The following is a 20,202-nucleotide window of genomic DNA, read 5'->3' on the forward strand; positions in this document are numbered from 1 at the left end:
TTGGAGGCTCGCTTCAGCCCTGATTCACAAGGATTCGGCCTTTCTGCAATGCTGCGGCGCGTAGAAAAAAACCAACCGCAAATTGCGGATGCCCCTATTTTTCCCCGTCTTCCAGATTGTCCGCCGTGCGTGCCGCCGGGCTTCCCGGGCGGGCGCCGATGTGGCGGCCGCAGTCGCTCAGCAGGCGGCGGATCCAGCGGTGGCCGGGGGAGTGGTGGTTGCGGTCGTGCCACAGCTGGTAGAAGCGCATCGGCGGAAAGTCGATGGGGGAGGGCAGGATCGTCAGGGGCAGCAGGTCCGCGTAGAAGCGGGCGAAGTGGCGGGTGGTGGTGAACACCAGGTCGGTGTTCTGTAGCAGGTAGGGGGCGGCGGTAAACGACTGGACCACCACCCGCTCGTCCCGGGCGATACGCATCGAGGCCAGCACGCTGTCGATCACGCCGCGCTGGCTGAGGGAGTAGGGCAGGGGCACCACGTGGGCGGCCCGGTGGTAGTCCTCCTTGGTCATGCCTTTGCGCGCCAGGGGGTGGGTGGCGGCGACCAGGCAGACGATCTCGTCTTCGAGCAGCATGGACAGGTGCATGCGCTCGGGGGGCTCGGGCCAGTTGCCGATCACCAGGTCCAGGGTGCCTTCGGCCAGGGAACGTTCGAAGTCGAAATCGGGCCCCAGGGAGTGGAGGGTCAGCCGGGCCTGGGGCGCCTCCCGGCGAAAGCGCTCGGCCACCGAGGCGACGAATACCGGGGCCAGGTAGTCCGGGGCGCCGATGCGGAAATCCTGGCGGCTGACGTGGGGGTCGAAGGATTCGGGAGCGCCGGTCATGCGCTCGATTTCGGCCAGGGCGCTCTTGGCGTGGGAGAACAGGGTCAGGGCCCGCTCGGTGGGGACCATGCCGCCCTTGTCGCGCACCAGCAGGGGGTCGCCGAGGATTTCGCGCAGGCGCTTCAGGGAGGCGCTGATGGCGGGCTGGGACTGGTTCATGCGTAGGGCCGTGCGCGACACGCTGCGTTCGGTGACGAGCAGGCAGAACACCCGCAGCAGGTAGGTGTCGAGCGGGTCGTCGCTGCGCCGGAGCGTCATCGTGTCTGCCTCTGTCCAAGGGCGTGGGCGCCTGGGTGGGCCCCGTTAAAAGATAAGGTAAATCGTATACCGCTTATAAGGATATAAGCGTTCCGATAAGAGCGATCGATCTTACACTGGATTCGTTCCGATAACTTCAATACAGAGGAGACAGCCATGGGACGACTGACCACCCATGTTCTCGACACCGCGTCCGGCAAGCCCGGCGCCGGCATCGCCGTGACTGTGTTCCGCCTGGACGGCGGGCGCCGCCAGGTGGCCGAGACCGTGACCAACGCCGACGGCCGCTGCGACCGGCCCCTGCTCGAAGGCGAAGCCCTGGAACGGGGCCGCTACGAGATCGTCTTTGCCGTGGAGGACTACTTCCGCGCCCAGGGCACGGCCCTGCCCGAGCCGGCCTTTGTCGGCGAGGTGGTGCTGCGCTTCGGCGTGGCCGAACCCGGCCAGCACTACCACGTGCCCCTCCTGGTGTCCCCCTGGAGCTACTCCACCTACCGCGGCAGCTGACCCGGCCCCGTCGCCTTCCTTTTCCGAACCGGATTACTGAATCATGGAAGCCTATCTGCTTGACTGGGCCAATCTGCTGCTGCGCTGGCTCCACCTGATCGCGGGCATTGCCTGGATCGGCGCGTCCTTCTACTTTGTCATGCTCGACAACTCGCTCCGGCCGCCGAAAAAGCCGGAGGACGCCAAGCGCGGTGTCTTCGGCGAGCTGTGGGCGGTGCACGGCGGCGGGTTCTACTGCAGCCAGAAATTCCTCACCGGCCCCAAGGGCGAACCCCTCACCGACGACCTGCACTGGTCGAAATGGGAAGCCTACACCACCTGGATGTCCGGCATGGGCCTGATGGCGGTGATCTACTGGGTCGGCGCCTCCAGCTACCTGATCGACCCGAAGGTGATGGCCCTGGCCCCCGCCACCGCGGTGGGCATCTCGATCGCCTTCCTGGCGGGGGGCTGGGTGGTCTACGACCTGCTGTGCCGCCAGCTGGTGGGCCGCGACAATCTGCTGGGTGCCCTGGTGTTCGCCTTCGTCGTCCTGTGCGATTGGCTGCTGCACCAGGTGTTCTCGGCCCGGGGCGCCTACATCCACGTCGGCGCCATGATGGCGACGATGATGGTGGCCAACGTGTTCTTCCACATCATTCCGGGCCAGAAGCGCATGGTCGAGCAGATCCGCGCCGGCCAGGAGGTGGATACCCGGCCCGGCATCATCGGCAAGCAGCGCTCGGTGCACAACACCTACTTCACCCTGCCGGTGCTGTTCATCATGATCAGCAACCACTACCCGATGACCTACGCCAACGCCAACGGCTGGCTGATCCTGGTGGTGATGATGCTGGCCGGCGTGCTCATCCGCCAGTTCTTCGTGCTGCGCCACCGGGGCCAGGTCAAGTGGTGGCTGCCCGCTTCCGGCGTGGCCCTGATCGCCGTGCTGGCCGCGCTCATGGCGCCCCGTCCCGTCGATGCCGGCGGCGCCCCGGTGGCCTTCACCGCCGTGCATGCGGTGGTGGAGCAGCGCTGCATCGCCTGCCACTCGGCCCATCCCAGCCAGCCGGGCTTCGCCCAGCCGCCCAAGGGTGTGACCTTCGACACCTCGGCCCAGATCGGCCAGCACGCCGCCAAGATGGCCGAGACCGTGGCCAGCGGCTACATGCCCCTGGGCAACCTGACCCACATCACCGACGACGAACGCAAGTTGATCGCCACCTGGTACGCCCAGGGCGCCAAGCTGGCCAACTGAGCCGGAAAAGACCCCGACATGAACAGTCCCCACAACAGCATCCCGGGCGCCGCCGCGGCCCCGTCCTCCCTTGACGCCCTGTCGTCCCTATCGACCCTATCGTCCCTTTCCCAGGCCGATTTCGCCGCCCGCCTCGGCGACATCTTCGAGCACTCGCCCTGGATTCCCGAGCGGGCCTGGCAGCGCCGCCCCTTCGCCAGCGTCGACGCCCTGCACGCCGCCATGGTGGCAGCGGTGGACGCCGCCAGCCGGGACGAGCAGCTCGGCCTGATCCAGGCCCACCCGGAGTTGGCCGGCAAGGAAGCCGCCGCCGGCACCCTGACCAGCGCCTCCACCGGCGAGCAGCGCGGCGCCGGCCTGGACCAGTGCAGCGCCGAGGAACTGGCGCGCCTGCGCCGCCTCAACGCCGCCTACCGGGAGCGCTTCGGCTTTCCCTTCGTCATCGCGGTGAAGGGCCTGTCCCGCTACCAGATCATGGACGCGGTGGAGGCCCGGCTGAACAACGACGCCGCCACCGAGTTCCGCGCCTGCCTGACGGAGATCGGCAAGATCGCCCGGTTCCGCCTCGACGCCCTGTTTTCCTGAATCCGCCGCAAGGAGCGCCAGATGCCCCTCGATCCCTCCTACCCCCGCGACCTGGTCGGCTACGGCCGCAATCCGCCCCACGCCGCCTGGCCGGGCAACGCCCGGGTAGCGGTGCAGTTCGTCCTCAACTATGAGGAGGGCGGCGAGAACTGCGTGCTGCACGGCGATGCCGGGTCCGAGCAGTTCCTCTCGGAACTGTTCAACCCGGCCAGCTACCCGGCCCGCCACCTGTCCATGGAGTCGGTCTACGAGTACGGCTCCCGGGTCGGGGTGTGGCGCTTCCTGCGCGAATTCGAGCGGCGCGGCCTGCCCATGACCGTTTTCGGCGTGGCCATGGCCCTGGAGCGCCACCCGGAGGCCACCGCCGCCTTCCGCGAACTGGGCCACGAGATCGCCTGCCACGGCTGGCGCTGGATTCATTACCAGGGGGTCGATGAGGCGACCGAGCGCGAGCACATGCGCATCGGCATGGAAATCATCGAGCGACTCACCGGCGAGCGCCCCCTCGGCTGGTACACCGGCCGCGACTCGCCGAACACCCGCCGCCTGGTGGCCGACTACGGCGGCTTCCTCTACGACTCGGACTACTACGGCGACGACCTGCCGTTCTGGACCGAGGTGCAAAAGAGCGACGGGAGCACGGCGCCCCACTTGGTGGTGCCGTACACCCTCGACACCAACGACATGCGTTTTTCCCTCCCCCAGGGGTTTTCCCACGGGGACGAGTTCTTCGAATACCTGCGCGACGCCTTCGACGTGATGTACGCCGAGGGCGAGGAGCGCCCGGCCATGATGAGCGTCGGCATGCACTGCCGCCTGCTCGGCCGCCCGGGACGCTTCAAGGCGCTGCAACGCTTCCTCGACCACATCGAGAAGCACGACCGGGTCTGGGTGTGCCGGCGCGTCGACGTCGCCCGCCACTGGATCCGGCACCACCCCTACCTCCCGAAGGCCTAAGACACAACAAGGAGACTTCCATGGCCAGCCACACCTCCGGACCCACCGTCATCGCCCCTCCCGCCGACCTGCCCGACTGGGCCCGCCGTTCGGTGGACCTGGCGAACCCGCGTCTGGGCGCCAAGGCCCTCCATGCGTCCGATGATTTCTTCGCCGAAGTCGCACGCATGCTCAACCCCGAACCGGCCCAGTTCGTGCCGGGCAAGTTCGACACCAACGGCAAGTGGATGGACGGCTGGGAATCCCGCCGCAAGCGCGTCGCCGGCCACGACTGGGCCCTGGTCAAGCTCGGGGTGAAGGGCCGCATCCGCGGCTTCGACGTGGATACCAGCCACTTCGTCGGCAACTACCCCCCGGCCGTGTCCATCGAGGCCACCGTGTCCGACAGCGACGCGGTGGACGCCCTCCAGGGCGCCGCCTGGACCGAAATCCTGCCCGCCACCCCCTTGGGGCCGAGCAGCCACCACCTGCTGGAAATCGCCAACGACGGTGTGTGGACCCACCTGCGGGTGAACATCTACCCCGACGGCGGCATCGCCCGCCTGCGCGTCTATGGCCAGCCCGTGGGCGGCCTGGAAGGCGCCGGCCCGGACCAACTGGTGGACCTGGTGGCCCTGGAGAACGGCGGCCGCCCCGTGTCCTGGAACGACGCCAGCTTCGGCTCCTCGGCCACCAGCCTGCTGCTGCCGGGCCGGGGCGTGAACATGGGCGACGGCTGGGAGACCCGCCGCCGCCGCGAGCCCGGCAACGACTGGTGCGTGCTGGAACTGGGCGCCCCGGGGATCATCGAGAAGGTCGAGGTGGACACCGCCTTCTTCAAGGGCAACTACCCGGACCGTTGCTCGATTCAGGCGGCCTACGTGCAGGGCGGCACCGACCAGTCGGCCACCACCCAGAGCATGTTCTGGCCGGTGCTGCTGCCGGAACAGAAGCTGTCCATGGACGCGGTGCACACCTTCGCCGAGCAGCTCGCCGCCCTGGGGCCGGTGACCCACGTGCGCTTCAACATCTTCCCCGACGGCGGCGTCTCGCGCCTACGCCTGTGGGGCAAGGTGGCCAAGTAATCCAGGAGTTGCAGCCATGACGACGATCACCCTGGTGCCCGAACCGCTGACCCGGGAAGGCTTCGCCCCCTTCGGCGACGTCATCGAAGCCAGCGACGCGGTGCGTCACTTCACCATCAACGCCGGCAACACCGAGCGCTACCACGACTTGGCCGCCGTCGAACCCGGGCCCGACGGGCGGGTGATCGTCTCGATCTTCCGCGGCCAGCCCCGCCAGCTCCCCTTCAAGGTGGAGATGATGGAGCGCCACCCCCTGGGCAGCCAGGCCTTCGTCCCCATGGCCGACTGGTCCTACCTGGTGGTGGTGGCCCCGGCCGGAAACTCCCCCCGGGTGGAGGACCTGCGGGTCTTCCTCGCCCGGGGCGACCAGGGGGTGAACTACGCCCCCGGGGTCTGGCACCACCCTCTGCTGGCCCTCGACGCGGTGTCCGATTTCCTGGTCATCGACCGCAGCGGCCCGGGGAACAACTGCGACGAAGTCAGCCTCGAAATTCCCGGGTGGATTCCCGCCCCCTAGGAGAAACGCCATGGATGACGCGGCCCGCCCGGACGACGGCACGGCCCCGGCCTACGCCGCCCGCCCGGCCCACATCGGCGAGGCCGAATGGCGGGCCCGGGTGGATTTGGCGGCCTGCTACCGCCTGGCCGGCCGGCATGGCTGGGACGACCTGATCTACACCCACGTCTCCCTGCGCCTGCCGGGGCGGGACGATGCCTTCCTGATCAACCCCTTCGGCCTGGCCTTCGCCGAAATCAGCGCCTCCAATCTTCTGGTGGTGGATACCCGGGGGCAGGTGATCGACGGCACCGGCCGCCGCGCCAACCCCAGCGGCTTCGCCATCCACGGGGCGGTGCATCGGGCCCGGTCCGACGCCCACTGCGTCATCCACCTGCACACCACCGCCGGCATCGCCGTCTCGGCCCTGGCCGAGGGGCTGCTGCCCCTGTCCCAGCACGCTTTGCGCTTCTGGCACGACATCGCCTACCACGACTACCAGGGCCTGGCCCTGGGGGCCCAGGAGCAGGCCCAGCTGGTGGCGGAACTGGGCGATCACCGGGCCATGATCCTGCGCAACCACGGCACCCTGACCTGCGGGCGCACCGTGGCCGAAGCCTACGTGCTGATGCACACCCTGGAGAAGGCCTGCGCCATCCAGTTGGCGGCCCTGGCCGCCGCCCAGGGCGGAGGGGGCCTGCATGTGCCGCCCGCCGAGGTGCTCGAACGCAGCCACGCCCAGCTCACCGCCGACAGCGAGCCCGAGGGCGCCCTGGAATGGCCGGCCCTGCTGCGCGGCTTACTGCGGGAAGACCCGGGCTTTGCCCGCTGAACGTTCCGGCGCCGGCATTTCCCTTCCGGAGCCGGCGCCACCCTGACTGGAGATTGTCATGCCCACGCTGCACATCGAACTCTTCGAGGGGCGCAGCCCCGAGCAAAAACGCGAACTGGTGAGCGCCCTGACCCGGGAGACCTGCCGGGTCCTGGGCTGCGACCCCGGGGCGGTGGACATCGTGCTGATCGACGTGCGCCGCGACAACTGGGCCACCGGCGGCGTGCTGTGGTCCGATCGGCCGGCCTGATTTCCCGCAGGGGAGGGCGGGGCGGCCGAGCGGGGCGCCCGCCGCATTTTCCCCTGGCATCGGGGCGGCCCTGCCGGCGCCGCCCGTCCTTGTTTTTTCCCGCTTTTTCCGCTTCTACCTCCCTTGTTCCCGCGTCCTGTCCGCACGGCGTTGCCGCCGCGGCAGGCGCGGGCTTTTTTTGTCCGTGAAAACAGGGGGCTAGGACTATATGAATTTCCTTATGTGACGTATCAGGGCTACCCCGTTTCGGCGCGGCAGCCGATCCCTAAACTAGGTTTGCAGTCAACGACGTCCGCAGAGACGCATCAACTCATAACTACTGGATGGAGACAACGATGTCCAACTGTGTCACGGAAACCGTTCCGCAACAGCCGGATGCGGTCGACGAGCGCCTGCCCGCCGGCCGCCTGGCCACGCTGGGATTGCAGCATGTGATGGTGATGTACGCGGGGGCGGTGGCCGTGCCCCTGATCATCGGGGCCGCCCTCAAGATGCCCAAGGAGCAGATCACCCTGCTGATCAACGCCGACCTGCTGTGCAGCGGCCTGATCACCCTGATCCAATCCCTCGGCGCCGGCATGTTCGGCATCCGCCTGCCGGTGATGATGGGGGTGACCTTCGCCGCGGTGACGCCGATGATCGTCATCGGCACCGACCCCAGCTTGGGCATTACCGGCATTTTCGGCGCCAGCATCGTCGCCGGCCTGTTCAGCATCCTCATCGCCCCGATGTTCAGCCGGCTGATGGGGCTGTTTCCGCCGGTGGTCACCGGGACCATCATCACCGTCATCGGCGTTTCCCTGATGCGGGTCGGGGTCAACTGGGTCGGTGGCGGCCAGCCCATGATCAAGAATCCGGCCACCGGCCTGATGGTGCCCAACCCCAGCTACGGCTCCCCGGAGAACCTGGGCATCGCCCTGCTGGTGCTGGTGGTGATCCTGCTCATCTCCAAGTACGGCAAGGGCTTCGTCGCCAACGTGGCCGTACTGGTGGGCCTGGTGGTGGGCTTCTTCGTCTCCCTGGGGATGGGCCGCATCAATTTCTCGGGCCTTGACCAGGCCAGCTGGTTCGCCGTGATCACCCCCTTCGAGTTCGGCATGCCCACCTTCGACCTGGGGGCCTCCACCGTGCTCTGCCTGATCATGATGGTGGTGATGGTCGAATCCCTGGGCATGTTCCTGGCGATCGGCGAGATCACCGGGCGCAAGCTGACCCGGGAGGACCTGGTGCGGGGGCTGCGCACCGACGGCCTGGGCACCCTGGTGGGGGGCATCCTCAACACCTTCCCCCATACCTCCTTCTCTCAGAACGTCGGCCTGGTCAGCGTCACCGGCGTCAAGAGCCGCTGGGTGTGCGTGGTGGGGGGCGCCATGCTGATCGCCCTGGGACTCTTCCCCAAGATGGCCTTCGTGGTGGCCTCGGTGCCCCAGTACGTGCTGGGCGGCGCCGGGATCGTGATGTTCGGCATGGTCGCCTCCACCGGCATCAAGATCCTCATGTCGGCCAACCTGGGCAGCAACCGCTATAACTCCTACATCGTCGCCATCAGCCTGGGCTTCGGCATGATCCCGGTGGTGGCCGACCACCTCTTCGAACAGATGCCCAAGGCTCTGGCGCCCCTGCTCCATAGCGGCATCCTGCTCGCCGCCCTCTCGGCGGTGCTGCTCAACCTGTTCTTCAACGGCACCGGCCGCAAGCAGGCCGACTGCATCGGCGAAGTCGGCGCCCACCAGGCGACCGCCCACTAAGCCGCTCCACGCTGCACCCGCCAGGCCGTGACCGCCACGGCCTGGCCAACCCCTCCCCGAACACTCCCGAGTCTTTCCGGCATCGCCGGGGCGCGTCCGCGCCCGGCGCTGGCTTCGGCCGCCCGTGACTCACGACCACGATTTCGAGACGACACCCATGAAAACCACCTCCGCCGCCGCCGTTTTCGCCCTGTCCGCCGCCGGCCTGGCCCTGTCCGCCGCCACCGCCCAGGCCCAGAGCTGGAGCGACACCTACATCGGCTACCGCTACGGCACCGCCTTCACCGAGCCGACCAACCGCAACGACATCACCAAGAACGTCATCCAGTTCACCCACGCCAGCGGCTATTCCCTGGGGCAGAACTTCTTCAACCTGGACATCCTCAAGTCCGACAGCAAGGACCCGGCCAACGGCGGCTCCAGCGGCGCCACCGAGTTCTACGCCACCTACCGCCACCTGCTGTCCTTCGGCAAGGTGCTCGACAAGAACCTGTCCTTCGGCCCGGTGAAGGACGTGGGCTTCACCGCCGGCTTCGACCTCAATTCCAAGAACACCGCCTTCGCCCCGCAAAAGCGCCTGCTGGTGGCCGGCCCCACCCTGCGCTTCGACGTGCCCGGCTACCTGGACGTGAGCGTGCTGGCGGCCCGGGAATGGAACCACTGCGGCCTGGGCGCCCCGGCCTGTCCCAAGAGCGACATCGTCTTCGATCCCCAGCTGATGCTCAGTGCCGCCTGGGGCATCCCCTTCCAGGCCGGCCCGCTGCCCCTCAAGTTCCAGGGCTTCATCAACTACCTGACCGCCAAGGGCCGGGACTACGCCAACGTGGAAACCAAGCCCGAGACCCTGATGCGTACCTCCCTGATGGTGGACGTGGGCCAGCTGACCGGCGGCAAGAAGAACACCTTCCTGATGGGGGTGGGCTACGAGCTGTGGCGCAACAAGTTCGGCAACCACGCTTACGCCAACGGCGTCACCAAGCCGGGCATCGACACCAATGCCCCGACCTTCCAGGCCGAGTGGCACTTCTGATCCGGGACGCCCCGTAACCGACCCGTCCCTCCGGGGCGGCGGCGCGGACCCGGTCCGCGCCGCCGCCCGCCTTTCATTGCGGCTGACACCTAATACCTGATACCACCATGCACGAAATCACCCACATCGAGGCCCTGGAAATTCTCGATTCCCGCGGCAATCCCACCCTGGCGGCCACCGTCACCCTGCGCTCCGGCGCCCGGGGCCGGGCCGCCGTGCCCTCCGGCGCCTCCACCGGCGCCCGGGAGGCCCTGGAACTGCGCGACGGCGACCCGGCCCGCTACGGCGGCAAGGGCGTGCTGCGCGCCCTGGCCCACGTCGAAGGCCCCATCGCCGAGGCCCTGCGCGGCCGGGACGCGAGCCGCCAGGACGAGATCGACCGCCTCCTGGTCGACCTGGACGGCAGCCCGGGCAAGTCGCGCCTGGGCGCCAACGCTTTGCTGGCCGTGTCCCTGGCCTGCGCCCACGCGGCGGCGGCGGACCGGGGGCTGCCCCTCTACCGCAGCCTGGCGGCGGAGGGCCGGGCGCCCGTGCTGCCGGTGCCCCTGATGAACGTCCTCAACGGCGGGGCCCACGCCAACAACAGCCTGGACATCCAGGAATGCATGATCGTGCCCCACGGCTTCGAACGCTTTTCCGACGCCCTGCGCGCCGGGGCCGGGGTGTTCCACGCCCTGCGCGGGCTGCTCGACGCCCAGGGCTTTTCCACCGCCGTGGGCGACGAGGGCGGCTTCGCCCCCAACGTGCTCGGTACCCGCCACGCCCTGGACCTGATCGTCGAGGCCATCGAGAAGGCGGGCTACGCGCCGGGGACGGAAGTGGCCCTGGCCCTGGATTGCGCCTCGTCCGAGTTCTACCGGGGCGGGCGCTACGTCCTGCAAGGCGAGGGGCTGGACCTGGGCGCCGCCGGCTTTGCCGCCTACCTGGAAGCCCTGGCGGCCGACTACCCCATCGTCAGCATCGAGGACGGCATGGCCGAGGACGACTGGGCGGGCTGGAAGCTTCTCACCGAGCGCCTCGGCGGCCGGGTCCAGCTGGTGGGGGACGACCTGTTCGTCACCGACGCCGCGACCCTGGCCGAAGGCGTGGCCCAGGGGGCGGCCAACGCCATCCTGATCAAGCCCAACCAGATCGGCACCCTGAGCGAAACCGTGGCGGCCATGGAGCTGGCGCGCCGCCACGGCTACGCCGCCATCGTCTCCCACCGCTCCGGCGAAACCGGCGACACCACCATCGCCGACCTGGCGGTGGCCAGCGCCTGCGGCCAGATCAAGACCGGATCGGCGAGCCGTTCGGACCGGGTGGAAAAGTACAACCGGCTGCTCGCCATCGAGCGCCAGCTCGGCACCGCCGCCCGCTTCGCCGGCAGCGCGGCCCTGGCCCGGGCGTAGGGGGGGGCGGCATGTACCAGGGCCTCGTGCTGCTCTACGTGGGGGCCGTGCTGATCCTCAACGGGCTGTGGATGCTGGGCCGCATCGACGACCGGGAGATCGGGGCGATCAACGTGCTCGTCGGTGGGGTCAGCCTGGCGGTGGCCCTGCGCCTGGCCTTCGGCCCCGACGCCGACCCGGCCTCGGTGAAGGCGGCGGCTCTCTCGCTGCTGTTCGCCTTCACCTACCTGTGGGTGGCCTACAACCGCTACAGCGGCGCCGACGGCCGGGGCCTGGGCTGGTTCAGCCTGTTCGTGGCCCTCACCGCAGTGGCGGTGGCGGCCGAGACCTTGGCGGGCGCCGCCACCCCGTGGCAGCTCTGGTCGGGCCTTTCCTGGGCGGCCTGGGCCGTCCTGTGGTGGGTGTTCTTCCTGGTGCTCGCCCGGGGCCGGCCCCTGGCCCGTACGGCGGCCTGGCTGGCCATTGCCGAGGGGGTGACCACCGGCTGGATACCGGGCTACCTGCTCCTCACCGGCGCCATTCCCCAGCCATGAAACGCGCCGCCCGTTCCGTGCCGCCGGGGCGCCTAGCCCCGTTCCCCTTCCCAGTAGCCGGGGGAGTTGTAGATGCCCTTCAGGTAGTCGATGAAGTGGCGCACCTTGGCCGGCAGGTAGCGCTGCTGCGGATAGACGGCCTGGATCGGGTAGCCGGGCACGGCGAACTCGTCGAGCACCGTCACCAGCTCGCCGCGCTTCAGTTCGGCCTGGATCTCCCAGGTGGAGCGCCAGCCGATGCCCAGGCCCTGCTTGACCCAGTTGAACAGCAATTCCCCGTCGTTGCAGGCCAGGTCGCCGTCTACCCGCACGGCGATCAACCGGCCGTCCCGGGCGAAGCTCCAGCCGCGCTGCTGCCCCCCTTGCAGGTTGAAGGCCAGGCAGTTGTGCCCGGCCAGGTCGTCCGGGGTTTGCGGCACGCCATGGCGGGCGAAATAGGCCGGGGTGCCGCACACCACCCGGCGGTTGGGGAAGAGAGGCACCGCCACGTAGTTCGGGTCGGTCACCTCGCCGATGCGGATGGCCATGTCGTAGCCCTCGCGCACCAGGTCTACCACGCTGTCGGTGAAGTTGAAGGACAGTTTGAGGGCCTCGTAGCGCGCCTTGAAGGCGGGGGCGTGGGGCGCCACGTGGCGCCGCCCGAAGGCCGCCGGAGCCGACACCACCAGATGGCCGCGCACCACGTCGCGGCCGGCGCTGATGCTGCTCTCGGCGGCGTCGAAGTCGCGCAGCAATTGACGGCACTGGTCGAGGAACTGCTCCCCCAGGGCGGTGAGGGTCAGGCCCCGGGTGGAACGATGCATCAGCCGCACCCCCAGGCGAGCCTCCAGGGCGTCCAGGCGGCGCCCCATCACCACCGGGGTCACGTTCTCCGCCAGGGCGGCGGCGGCGAAGCTGCCCTTTTCGGCCACCAGGGCGAAGCTGCGGATTTCGGTATAGCGGTCCATTCGGTACTCCAAGTATCTACAGAAGCAATGGTAGCAGCAATTCAACAGCCCGCCCGTTCTCTTTATTCTGGTCCCATCGACCTGATTAACGCATGGCAATGGAGAAGACAATGGCACGTATGAGAGCAGTGGACGCCGCCGCGGCGGTGATGAAGAAAGAGGGCGTGGGCACCGTGTTCGGCGTTCCCGGTGCGGCGATCAACCCCTTGTATTCTGCGATGCGCAAGAATGGCGGTTTCAGTCACGTGCTCGCCCGCCACGTCGAGGGCGCCGCGCACATGGCCGAGGGCTACACCCGAACCCGGGCCGGCAACATCGGCGTGTGCATCGGCACTTCGGGTCCGGCGGGCACCGACATGATCACCGGGTTGTATTCCGCATCGGCAGATTCGATACCTATTCTATGTATTACTGGCCAGGCCCCCCGGGCCCGGTTATACAAGGAAGACTTCCAGGCGGTGGACATCGAATCCATCGCCAAGCCGGTCACCAAGTGGGCGGTGACGGTGCGCGAGCCGGCCCTGGTGCCCCGGGTCTTCCAGCAGGCCTTCCACCTGATGCGCTCGGGCCGCCCCGGTCCGGTGCTGATCGACCTGCCCTTCGACGTGCAGATGGCGGAGATCGAGTTCGACCCCGACACCTACGAGCCCCTGCCGGTCTACAAGCCCGCCGCCACCCGGGCCCAGGCCGAGAAGGCGTTGGCCATGCTCAACGCCGCCGAGCGGCCCCTGATCGTTTCCGGCGGCGGCGTGATCAATGCCGACGCCGCCGCCCGCTTGCAGGAATTCGCCGAGCTCACCGGGGTGCCGGTGATCCCCACCCTGATGGGCTGGGGCACCATCCCCGACGACCACCCGTTGATGGCCGGCATGGTCGGCTTGCAGACCTCGCACCGCTACGGCAACGCCACCATGCTCGCCGCCGACTTCGTGCTGGGCATCGGCAACCGCTGGGCCAACCGCCATACCGGCTCGGTGGAGGTCTATACCGAGGGGCGCAAGTTCGTGCACATCGACATCGAGCCGACCCAGATCGGCCGCGTCTTCGGCCCGGACTACGGCATCGTCTCCGACGCCGGGGCGGCCCTGGACCGGCTCCTGGAAGTGGCCCGGGAAATGAAGGCCGCCGGCACCCTGCGCTGCCGCAAGGCCTGGGCCGCCGAGTGCCAGGAGCGCAAGCGCACCCTGCAACGCAAGACCCACTTCGAGGCCACGCCGCTCAAGCCCCAGCGGGTCTATGAAGAAATGAACCTGGCCTTCGGCAAGGACACCTGCTACGTCAGTACCATCGGCCTGTCCCAGATCGCCGCTGCCCAGTTCCTGCATGTCTACCAGCCGCGCCACTGGATCAACTGCGGCCAGGCCGGCCCCCTGGGCTGGACCGTGCCGGCGGCCCTGGGCGTGTGCGCCGCCGACCCGCAGCGCAAGGTGGTGGCCATCTCCGGCGACTACGACTTCCAGTTCATGATCGAAGAGCTGGCGGTGGGCGCCCAGTTCAAGCTGCCCTACCTGCACGTGGTGGTGAACAACGCCTACCTGGGCCTGATTCGCCAGTCCCAGCGCGGTTTCGACATGGACTATTGCGTGCAGCTCGCCTTCGAGAACATCAACGCCCCGGAAACCGAGGGCTACGGGGTGGACCACGTGGCGGTGGTGGAAGGCCTGGGCTGCAAGGCCGTCCGGGTGCGCCGCGCCGAGGACATCCAGCCCGCTTTCGCCCAGGCCCGCGCCTGGATGGAGGAATACCGGGTGCCGGTGGTGGTGGAGATCATCCTGGAGCGGGTGACCAACATCGCCATGGGCACCGAGATCAACGCCATCAACGAGTTCGAGGACCTGGCCGAGTCCCGGGACGATGCGCCCACCGCCATCGCCCTGCTCGACTGACCCCGGCCCCACCAGGAGACACCAGAGATGCCCAAGTTCGCTGCCAACCTGACCATGCTGTTCAACGAGGTGCCTTTCCTCGACCGCTTCCAGGCCGCCGCCCAGGCCGGATTCAAGGGGGTCGAGTACCTCTTCCCCTACGACTTCGCCAAGGAGGAACTGGCCGAGCGGCTGGCGCGCCACGGCCTGGTCCAGGTGCTGCACAACCTGCCGGCCGGGGACTGGGCCGGCGGCGAGCGGGGCATCGCCTGCCTGCCCGAGCGGGTCGGCGAGTTCCAGGATGGGGTGGGGCGCGCCATCGAGTACGCCCGGGCCCTGGGCTGCGCCCAGGTCAACTGCCTGGCCGGCATCGTCCCCGCCGGGGCTTGCCAGAACACGGCGCGCCGCACCTTCGTGGACAACCTGCGCTTTGCCGCCGGCCAGCTCAAGGAGGCGGGCATCCGCCTCCTGATCGAGCCGATCAACACCTACGACATCCCGGGCTTCTTCCTCAGCCGCACCGACCAGGCCCTGGCCATCATCGACGAGGTGGGCTCGGACAACCTGTTCCTCCAGTACGACATCTACCACGCCCAGCGCATGGAGGGCGAACTGGCCAACACCATCGCCCGCCACCTGCCGCGCATTGCCCACATCCAGCTCGCCGACAACCCGGGCCGCCACGAGCCGGGCAGCGGCGAGATCAACTACCCCTGGCTGTTCCGCCACATCGACGGCCTGGGCTACGCCGGCTGGATCGGCTGCGAGTACAAGCCCGCCGCCGGCACCCGCGAGGGCCTGGGCTGGATTGCCGCCCTGACCGGCCAAGCCGGCTGAACGGCGCACGGCACCATTCATCACACCGAAGGAGACAACGACATGGCAAAAATCGGCTTCATCGGCCTCGGCATCATGGGCGCCCCCATGGCCGGCCACCTCATCGGCGGCGGCCACGCCGTCTTCACCTACACCCACGGCGAGACGCCCCAATTCCTCCTCGACCAGGGCGCCCAGCCCTGCGCCAGTGGCGCCGAGGTGGCGCGCAACGCCGAGGTGATCATCACCATGGTGCCCGACACCCCCCACGTGGAGGACGCCCTGTTCAACCCCACCGGGGTCGCCGCCGGCCTGGCGCCGGGCAAGATCGTGGTGGACATGAGCTCCATCTCCCCGGTGGCCACCAAGGACTTCGCCAAGCGCATCAACGCCCTGGGCTGCGACTACCTGGACGCCCCGGTGTCCGGCGGCGAGGTGGGGGCCAAGGCCGCCTCCCTGACCATCATGGTGGGCGGCCCGGAAGCCGCCTTCGCCAAGGTCAAGCCCCTGTTCGAGCTGATGGGCAAGAACATCACCCTGGTGGGGGGCAACGGCGACGGCCAGATCACCAAGGTAGCCAACCAGATCATCGTCGCCCTGACCATCGAGGCGGTGGGCGAGGCCCTGCTGCTCGCCGCCAAGGCCGGCGCCGACCCGGCCAAGGTGCGCCAGGCCCTGATGGGGGGCTTCGCCAACTCGCGCATCCTCGAAGTGCACGGCGAGCGCATGGTCAAGCGCACCTTCGATCCGGGTTTCCGCATCGAGCTGCACCAGAAGGACCTCAACCTGGCCCTGACCACCGGCCGCCAGCTGGGCGTCTCCCTGCCCAACACGGCCACCGCCCAGGAGCTGTTCAACGCCTGCGCTGCCCACGGCGGCTCAGGCTGGGACCACTCTGCCATGGTGCGGGCCCTGGAGAAGATGGCCAACTTCGAGATCGGCAGCGGGCGCTAGGCCCCGCCGCCAGGGCGGTTCCGGCGCCGCCGCGCGCCGCGCCGGGACCGCTTCACCGTTTGCCATTGCCCACGAGCCCGCCGGCCGGGACGCCGTCGCAGCCCGGTCCGGCCCCCATTCCGAGGACCCCCATGCGTCATCTCGCCATCGATGTCGGCACCCACCGTTTCATCGCCCGCCTCGAAGAAGAGGCCGCCCCGCGCACCTGCGCCGCTTTCCTGGAGATGCTGCCCTTCTCCAACCAGGCCATCCATTCCCGCTGGAGCGGTGAGGCGGTCTGGGTGCCCCTGGGCGACTTCCAGACTGGTCTGGACTACGAAAACCACACCAGCCACCCCTCCCGGGGCGACGTGCTGCTGCACCCGGGCGGCCTGTCGGAAACCGAGATCCTGTTCGCTTACGGCAGCAGCCGCTTTGCCAGCAAGGTGGGCCAGCTCGCCGGCAACCACTTCCTGACGGTGGTGGAAGGCGCCGACAAGCTCATGGACATGGGCCGCACCGTGCTGTGGAAGGGGGCCCAGTGGATTCGCTTCACCGACCTGGGCGAGCGCTGAGGCCCGGGCCAGCACAACGACAGAACGGGATACGACCATGACCTCCGCTCCCCTTGCTTCCCTGGCACCCCGCGAACTGCTCGGCCGCATGTTCGCCGCCGCGGTGAACGCGGCCCAGCCCGAGCATTGCATTCCCCCCCACCTGCCCGAGCCGCCCCGGGGCCGCACCCTGGTGATCGGCGCCGGCAAGGCCTCGGCGGCCATGGCCCAGGCCCTGGAGCGGCACTGGCCCGGCCCCCTGTCGGGCCTGGTGGTGACCCGCTACGGTTACGCCGTGCCCTGCGAGCGCATCGAGATCGTCGAGGCCGCCCATCCGGTGCCCGACGCCGCCGGCCAGGCCGCCGCCGCGCGCCTGCTGGAGCTGGTGCGGGGCTTGAGCGCCGACGACCTGGTGATCTGCCTCGTTTCCGGCGGCGGCTCGGCCCTGCTGCCCCTGCCCGGCGACGGGGTGACCCTGGCGGACAAGCAGGCCATCAACCGGGCCCTGCTGGCCTCCGGCGCCACCATCGCCGAAATGAACTGCGTGCGCCGCCACCTGTCCGCCATCAAGGGCGGGCGCCTGGCCGCCGCCTGCCACCCGGCCCGGGTGGTGAACCTGCTCATTTCCGACGTTCCGGGGGACAACCCGATGGACATCGCTTCCGGCCCCACCGTGGCCGATCCCACCACCTGCGCCGACGCCCTGGAAATCGTGCGCCGCTACGGCCTCGACCTGCCCGAGGGTGCCCGCCGCCTGCTCGAAAGCGGTGCCGGCGAGACGGTCAAGCCTGGCGACGCTCGCCTGGCCGGGGTGACCACCCGCCTGGTGGCCACGCCCCAGATGGCCCTGGAAGCCGCCGCCGCCGTGGCCCGGGACGCCGGGGTGACGCCCTTGGTGTTGGGCGACAGCATCGAGGGCGAGGCCCGGGACGTGGGCAAGGTCCTGGCCGGCATCGCCCTCCAGGTGCACCGCCACGGCCAGCCGCTGCCGGCTCCCTGCGTGCTGCTGTCCGGCGGCGAGACCACGGTGACGGTGCGCGGCAAGGGCAGGGGAGGGCGCAACGTCGAATTCCTGCTCGCCCTGGCGGTGGCCCTGGACGGCGCTCCGGGCATCCACGCCGTGGCCGGGGATACGGACGGGGTGGACGGCCAGGAGGAAATCGCCGGTGCCTTCGCCACCCCCTGCACCCTGAAGCGGGCCTGGGAACGGGGCATCCGCCCCCGGGACCGGCTCGACGACAACGACGGCCACGGCTTCTTCGAGGCCCTGGGGGATTCCCTGGTGACCGGCCCGACCATGACCAACGTCAACGATTTCCGCGCCATCCTGATCACCTGAATACCAGGGGCGCCGGGACCACCGCGAGAGCGAAAGAGGAGACAGCAAATGAAAACGATCAAGGCCCTGACCCTGGACGACGCCCGGCGCATCGCCGCCGCCGCCGAAAGCGAAGCCCTGGCCAACGGCTGGGCGGTGAGCATCGCCGTGTGCGACGGCGGCGGCCACGCCCTGTGGTTGCAGCGCATGGACGGTGCCCCCCCGATGAGCGCCGTCGTGGCCCCGGAAAAAGCCCGCACCTGCATCATGAGCGGCAAGCCCAGCAAGGCGTACGAGGACATGGTCAACAATGGCCGCTTCGCCGCCCTGGCCATGCCGGTGGTGCCCCTGGAAGGGGGCGAGCCGATCGTGGCCGGCGGCGCCATCGTCGGCGCCGTGGGCGTCTCCGGCGTCAAGGCCGGGGAAGACGCCCAGGTGGCCCGGGCTGGGGTCGCCGCCCTGGCGGGAGAATGCGCATGAGACGCCATCGCCGCTCGCGCATCCTCGCCACCCTGGGGCCGGCCAGTTCCAGCCGGGAGCGCATCCGCGCCCTGGTGGACGCCGGGGCCGACGTCTTCCGCCTCAACTTCAGCCACGGCAGCCACGCCGACCACGCCGAGCGCTACCGCCTGATCCGCGACGTGGAGCGGGACGTGGGGCGCCCCATCGGCGTGCTGATGGACTTGCAAGGGCCCAAGCTGCGGGTCGGCCGTTTCGCCGGCGGCAAGGCCGTCCTGGCGGCCGGAGCCGCCTTCCGCCTCGACCTGGACCCGGCCGAGGGCGACGCCGGCCGGGTCTGCCTGCCCCACAAGGAAATCTTCGCCGCCCTGGAAGCCGGTACCGAGCTGTTGCTCGACGACGGCAAGCTGCGCCTGCGGGTGGAGCGCTTCGGCCCGGACCACGCCGAGACCACGGTGCTGGTGGGGGGCGTGCTGTCCGACCGCAAGGGGGTGAACGTGCCGGGCGTGGTGCTGCCCATCTCGCCCCTGACCGAAAAGGACCGGGACGACCTGGCCTTCGGCCTGGAGCTGGGGGTGGACTGGGTGGCCCTGTCCTTCGTGCAGCGCCCCGAGGACATCGCCGAGGCCCGCCGCCTGGTGGGCGAGCGGGCCTGGATCATGGCCAAGCTGGAAAAGCCCTCGGCCATCGAGCACCTGGACGAGATCGTCGCCCGGGCCGACGGGATTATGGTCGCCCGGGGCGACCTGGGGGTGGAGCTGCCGCCCCAGCGGGTGCCGGTGCTGCAACGGCGCATCGTCGAGGCGGCCCGGGCCGCCGGCAAGCCGGTGGTGGTGGCTACCCAGATGCTCGAATCCATGATCACCGCCCCGGTGCCCACCCGGGCCGAGGCCTCGGACGTGGCCACGGCCATCTACGAAGGGGCCGACGCCGTGATGCTCTCGGCCGAATCCGCCTCGGGCCAGTACCCGGTGGAGGCGGTGGGCATCATGGACCGCATCATCGCCGAGGTGGAGCAGGACCCGGCCTGGCGCATCGGCCTGGAGGCCAGCCACACCCCGGCCGCCGCCACCACGCCGGACGCCATCTGCTGCGCCCTGCGGCGCATCGCCGGGCTGCTGGCCCCGGCGGCCACCGTGGCCTACACCGTCAGCGGCTTCAGCTGCCTGCGGGCCAGCCGCGAGCGGCCCGCCACGCCGATCCTGGCCCTCACCCCCAAGCTGGCGGTGGCCCGCCGGCTGGCCCTGGTCTGGGGCGTCCATCCGGTGCCCTTCGAAGAGGCCGCCAACCTCGAGGCTATGGTGGACGACGCTGCCGCCGCCGCCGTGCGCTTCGGCCTGGCCGGCCCCGGCGACGACCTGGTGGTGATCGCCGGCCTACCCTCCGGACGGGCCGGCAGCACCAACCTGCTGCACGTGCTGCGCATTCCCGACGCTCCGCCGGCGCGCTAGACGCCGCCCCGGCGCCGGCCGTTGCTGCTTTGCGCAGGGCGGCCGGCGCCGGAGGCCGAGCGGCCTCCGCCCCCACCCCGACGCCGAGAATTTTGATCCCCATGAACGCCAAAGCCCCCTTCACCGCCGCCCAGGCCCACGTCGACAGTGC

Annotated in this window: 21 protein-coding genes; 19 read left to right on the forward strand and 2 right to left on the reverse strand. The window is 69.5% G+C overall.

What is annotated here, in order from left to right; all coding sequences use genetic code 11:
• Positions 1-94: 94 nt before the first annotated feature.
• Positions 95-1,078, reverse strand: coding sequence for a LysR substrate-binding domain-containing protein (locus tag V7Z98_RS16310; RefSeq protein ID WP_334159120.1), 984 nt, complete (start codon positions 1,076-1,078; stop codon positions 95-97).
• 156 nt (positions 1,079-1,234) lie between these two features.
• Here V7Z98_RS16310 and uraH point away from each other — a divergent pair, with 156 nt between their 5' ends.
• The 12 genes from uraH (at position 1,235) to V7Z98_RS16370 (ending at position 11,708) form a co-directional block, all read left to right on the forward strand.
• On the forward strand, positions 1,235-1,585 hold the full coding sequence (gene uraH, locus V7Z98_RS16315) for a hydroxyisourate hydrolase (RefSeq protein WP_334159122.1): 351 nt from the start codon (positions 1,235-1,237) through the stop codon (positions 1,583-1,585).
• A 43-nt stretch (positions 1,586-1,628) separates the two neighbouring features.
• The gene (locus V7Z98_RS16320) at positions 1,629-2,822 is read left to right on the forward strand and encodes a urate hydroxylase PuuD (protein WP_334159123.1); all 1,194 of its coding nucleotides are present in this window, start codon (positions 1,629-1,631) and stop codon (positions 2,820-2,822) included.
• 18 nt (positions 2,823-2,840) lie between these two features.
• Positions 2,841-3,407 carry a 2-oxo-4-hydroxy-4-carboxy-5-ureidoimidazoline decarboxylase gene (uraD, locus tag V7Z98_RS16325; RefSeq protein WP_334159124.1) on the forward strand — a complete coding sequence of 189 codons (567 nt, stop codon included), beginning with the start codon at positions 2,841-2,843 and terminating at the stop codon, positions 3,405-3,407.
• A 21-nt stretch (positions 3,408-3,428) separates the two neighbouring features.
• The gene (gene puuE, locus V7Z98_RS16330) at positions 3,429-4,364 is read left to right on the forward strand and encodes an allantoinase PuuE (RefSeq protein WP_334159125.1); all 936 of its coding nucleotides are present in this window, start codon (positions 3,429-3,431) and stop codon (positions 4,362-4,364) included.
• 20 nt (positions 4,365-4,384) lie between these two features.
• Positions 4,385-5,428: an allantoicase gene (gene alc, locus V7Z98_RS16335; protein WP_293265653.1), complete on the forward strand. Its 1,044-nt coding sequence runs from the start codon at positions 4,385-4,387 to the stop codon at positions 5,426-5,428.
• Between the two features lie 16 nt (positions 5,429-5,444).
• Complete coding sequence (locus V7Z98_RS16340; RefSeq protein ID WP_334159126.1) at positions 5,445-5,945, forward strand: ureidoglycolate lyase; 501 nt, start codon at positions 5,445-5,447, stop codon at positions 5,943-5,945.
• Positions 5,946-5,955: 10 nt separating this feature from the next.
• Positions 5,956-6,756, forward strand: coding sequence for a class II aldolase/adducin family protein (locus V7Z98_RS16345; protein WP_334159127.1), 801 nt, complete (start codon positions 5,956-5,958; stop codon positions 6,754-6,756).
• 58 nt (positions 6,757-6,814) lie between these two features.
• On the forward strand, positions 6,815-7,006 hold the full coding sequence (locus V7Z98_RS16350) for a 4-oxalocrotonate tautomerase (protein ID WP_293265659.1): 192 nt from the start codon (positions 6,815-6,817) through the stop codon (positions 7,004-7,006).
• A 335-nt stretch (positions 7,007-7,341) separates the two neighbouring features.
• The gene (locus V7Z98_RS16355) at positions 7,342-8,754 is read left to right on the forward strand and encodes a nucleobase:cation symporter-2 family protein (protein WP_293265661.1); all 1,413 of its coding nucleotides are present in this window, start codon (positions 7,342-7,344) and stop codon (positions 8,752-8,754) included.
• A gap of 157 nt (positions 8,755-8,911) precedes the next feature.
• The gene (locus V7Z98_RS16360) at positions 8,912-9,784 is read left to right on the forward strand and encodes a hypothetical protein (RefSeq protein WP_334159128.1); all 873 of its coding nucleotides are present in this window, start codon (positions 8,912-8,914) and stop codon (positions 9,782-9,784) included.
• Positions 9,785-9,891: 107 nt separating this feature from the next.
• A complete protein-coding gene (gene eno / locus V7Z98_RS16365) occupies positions 9,892-11,175 on the forward strand; it encodes a phosphopyruvate hydratase (RefSeq protein WP_334159130.1) in 1,284 nt (427 codons plus the stop codon).
• Positions 11,176-11,186: 11 nt separating this feature from the next.
• Positions 11,187-11,708: an AmiS/UreI family transporter gene (locus tag V7Z98_RS16370; protein ID WP_293265667.1), complete on the forward strand. Its 522-nt coding sequence runs from the start codon at positions 11,187-11,189 to the stop codon at positions 11,706-11,708.
• A gap of 32 nt (positions 11,709-11,740) precedes the next feature.
• Here V7Z98_RS16370 and V7Z98_RS16375 read toward each other — a convergent pair whose 3' ends face one another.
• A complete protein-coding gene (locus V7Z98_RS16375) occupies positions 11,741-12,655 on the reverse strand; it encodes a LysR family transcriptional regulator (protein ID WP_334159131.1) in 915 nt (304 codons plus the stop codon).
• A 110-nt stretch (positions 12,656-12,765) separates the two neighbouring features.
• Here V7Z98_RS16375 and gcl point away from each other — a divergent pair, with 110 nt between their 5' ends.
• The 7 genes from gcl (at position 12,766) to pyk (ending at position 20,051) form a co-directional block, all read left to right on the forward strand.
• Entirely contained in the window at positions 12,766-14,541 is a 1,776-nt protein-coding gene (gcl, locus tag V7Z98_RS16380) for a glyoxylate carboligase (protein ID WP_334159133.1), read from the forward strand.
• Between the two features lie 27 nt (positions 14,542-14,568).
• Positions 14,569-15,357, forward strand: coding sequence for a 2-oxo-tetronate isomerase (gene otnI, locus V7Z98_RS16385; RefSeq protein WP_334159134.1), 789 nt, complete (start codon positions 14,569-14,571; stop codon positions 15,355-15,357).
• A 42-nt stretch (positions 15,358-15,399) separates the two neighbouring features.
• Positions 15,400-16,290: a 2-hydroxy-3-oxopropionate reductase gene (locus V7Z98_RS16390; protein WP_334159135.1), complete on the forward strand. Its 891-nt coding sequence runs from the start codon at positions 15,400-15,402 to the stop codon at positions 16,288-16,290.
• Positions 16,291-16,421: 131 nt separating this feature from the next.
• Positions 16,422-16,844 (forward strand): DUF3830 family protein, encoded by a 423-nt coding sequence (locus V7Z98_RS16395; RefSeq protein ID WP_293265677.1) that lies wholly within the window; start codon positions 16,422-16,424, stop codon positions 16,842-16,844.
• Positions 16,845-16,881: 37 nt separating this feature from the next.
• Positions 16,882-18,162 carry a glycerate kinase type-2 family protein gene (locus V7Z98_RS16400; protein ID WP_334159136.1) on the forward strand — a complete coding sequence of 427 codons (1,281 nt, stop codon included), beginning with the start codon at positions 16,882-16,884 and terminating at the stop codon, positions 18,160-18,162.
• Positions 18,163-18,210: 48 nt separating this feature from the next.
• Positions 18,211-18,621 carry a GlcG/HbpS family heme-binding protein gene (locus V7Z98_RS16405; RefSeq protein WP_293265681.1) on the forward strand — a complete coding sequence of 137 codons (411 nt, stop codon included), beginning with the start codon at positions 18,211-18,213 and terminating at the stop codon, positions 18,619-18,621.
• Positions 18,618-20,051: a pyruvate kinase gene (gene pyk, locus V7Z98_RS16410; RefSeq protein WP_334159138.1), complete on the forward strand. Its 1,434-nt coding sequence runs from the start codon at positions 18,618-18,620 to the stop codon at positions 20,049-20,051. The genes V7Z98_RS16405 and pyk overlap by 4 nt, the downstream gene beginning before the upstream one ends.
• Positions 20,052-20,202 lie beyond the last annotated feature (151 nt).

Source organism: Oryzomicrobium sp. (genome assembly GCF_036820405.1).
GTDB lineage: Bacteria > Pseudomonadota > Gammaproteobacteria > Burkholderiales > Rhodocyclaceae > Oryzomicrobium.

Excerpts from the sequence above, each read along its gene's own strand:
- V7Z98_RS16310 (WP_334159120.1), bottom strand. The coding sequence starts at position 1,078 with ATGACGCTCCGGCGCAGCGACGACCCGCTCGACACCTACCTGCTGCGG.
- uraH (WP_334159122.1), top strand. The coding sequence starts at position 1,235 with ATGGGACGACTGACCACCCATGTTCTCGACACCGCGTCCGGCAAGCCC.
- V7Z98_RS16320 (WP_334159123.1), top strand. The coding sequence starts at position 1,629 with ATGGAAGCCTATCTGCTTGACTGGGCCAATCTGCTGCTGCGCTGGCTC.
- uraD (WP_334159124.1), top strand. The coding sequence starts at position 2,841 with ATGAACAGTCCCCACAACAGCATCCCGGGCGCCGCCGCGGCCCCGTCC.
- puuE (WP_334159125.1), top strand. The coding sequence starts at position 3,429 with ATGCCCCTCGATCCCTCCTACCCCCGCGACCTGGTCGGCTACGGCCGC.
- alc (WP_293265653.1), top strand. The coding sequence starts at position 4,385 with ATGGCCAGCCACACCTCCGGACCCACCGTCATCGCCCCTCCCGCCGAC.
- V7Z98_RS16340 (WP_334159126.1), top strand. The coding sequence starts at position 5,445 with ATGACGACGATCACCCTGGTGCCCGAACCGCTGACCCGGGAAGGCTTC.
- V7Z98_RS16345 (WP_334159127.1), top strand. The coding sequence starts at position 5,956 with ATGGATGACGCGGCCCGCCCGGACGACGGCACGGCCCCGGCCTACGCC.
- V7Z98_RS16350 (WP_293265659.1), top strand. The coding sequence starts at position 6,815 with ATGCCCACGCTGCACATCGAACTCTTCGAGGGGCGCAGCCCCGAGCAA.
- V7Z98_RS16355 (WP_293265661.1), top strand. The coding sequence starts at position 7,342 with ATGTCCAACTGTGTCACGGAAACCGTTCCGCAACAGCCGGATGCGGTC.
- V7Z98_RS16360 (WP_334159128.1), top strand. The coding sequence starts at position 8,912 with ATGAAAACCACCTCCGCCGCCGCCGTTTTCGCCCTGTCCGCCGCCGGC.
- eno (WP_334159130.1), top strand. The coding sequence starts at position 9,892 with ATGCACGAAATCACCCACATCGAGGCCCTGGAAATTCTCGATTCCCGC.
- V7Z98_RS16370 (WP_293265667.1), top strand. The coding sequence starts at position 11,187 with ATGTACCAGGGCCTCGTGCTGCTCTACGTGGGGGCCGTGCTGATCCTC.
- V7Z98_RS16375 (WP_334159131.1), bottom strand. The coding sequence starts at position 12,655 with ATGGACCGCTATACCGAAATCCGCAGCTTCGCCCTGGTGGCCGAAAAG.
- gcl (WP_334159133.1), top strand. The coding sequence starts at position 12,766 with ATGGCACGTATGAGAGCAGTGGACGCCGCCGCGGCGGTGATGAAGAAA.
- otnI (WP_334159134.1), top strand. The coding sequence starts at position 14,569 with ATGCCCAAGTTCGCTGCCAACCTGACCATGCTGTTCAACGAGGTGCCT.
- V7Z98_RS16390 (WP_334159135.1), top strand. The coding sequence starts at position 15,400 with ATGGCAAAAATCGGCTTCATCGGCCTCGGCATCATGGGCGCCCCCATG.
- V7Z98_RS16395 (WP_293265677.1), top strand. The coding sequence starts at position 16,422 with ATGCGTCATCTCGCCATCGATGTCGGCACCCACCGTTTCATCGCCCGC.
- V7Z98_RS16400 (WP_334159136.1), top strand. The coding sequence starts at position 16,882 with ATGACCTCCGCTCCCCTTGCTTCCCTGGCACCCCGCGAACTGCTCGGC.
- V7Z98_RS16405 (WP_293265681.1), top strand. The coding sequence starts at position 18,211 with ATGAAAACGATCAAGGCCCTGACCCTGGACGACGCCCGGCGCATCGCC.
- pyk (WP_334159138.1), top strand. The coding sequence starts at position 18,618 with ATGAGACGCCATCGCCGCTCGCGCATCCTCGCCACCCTGGGGCCGGCC.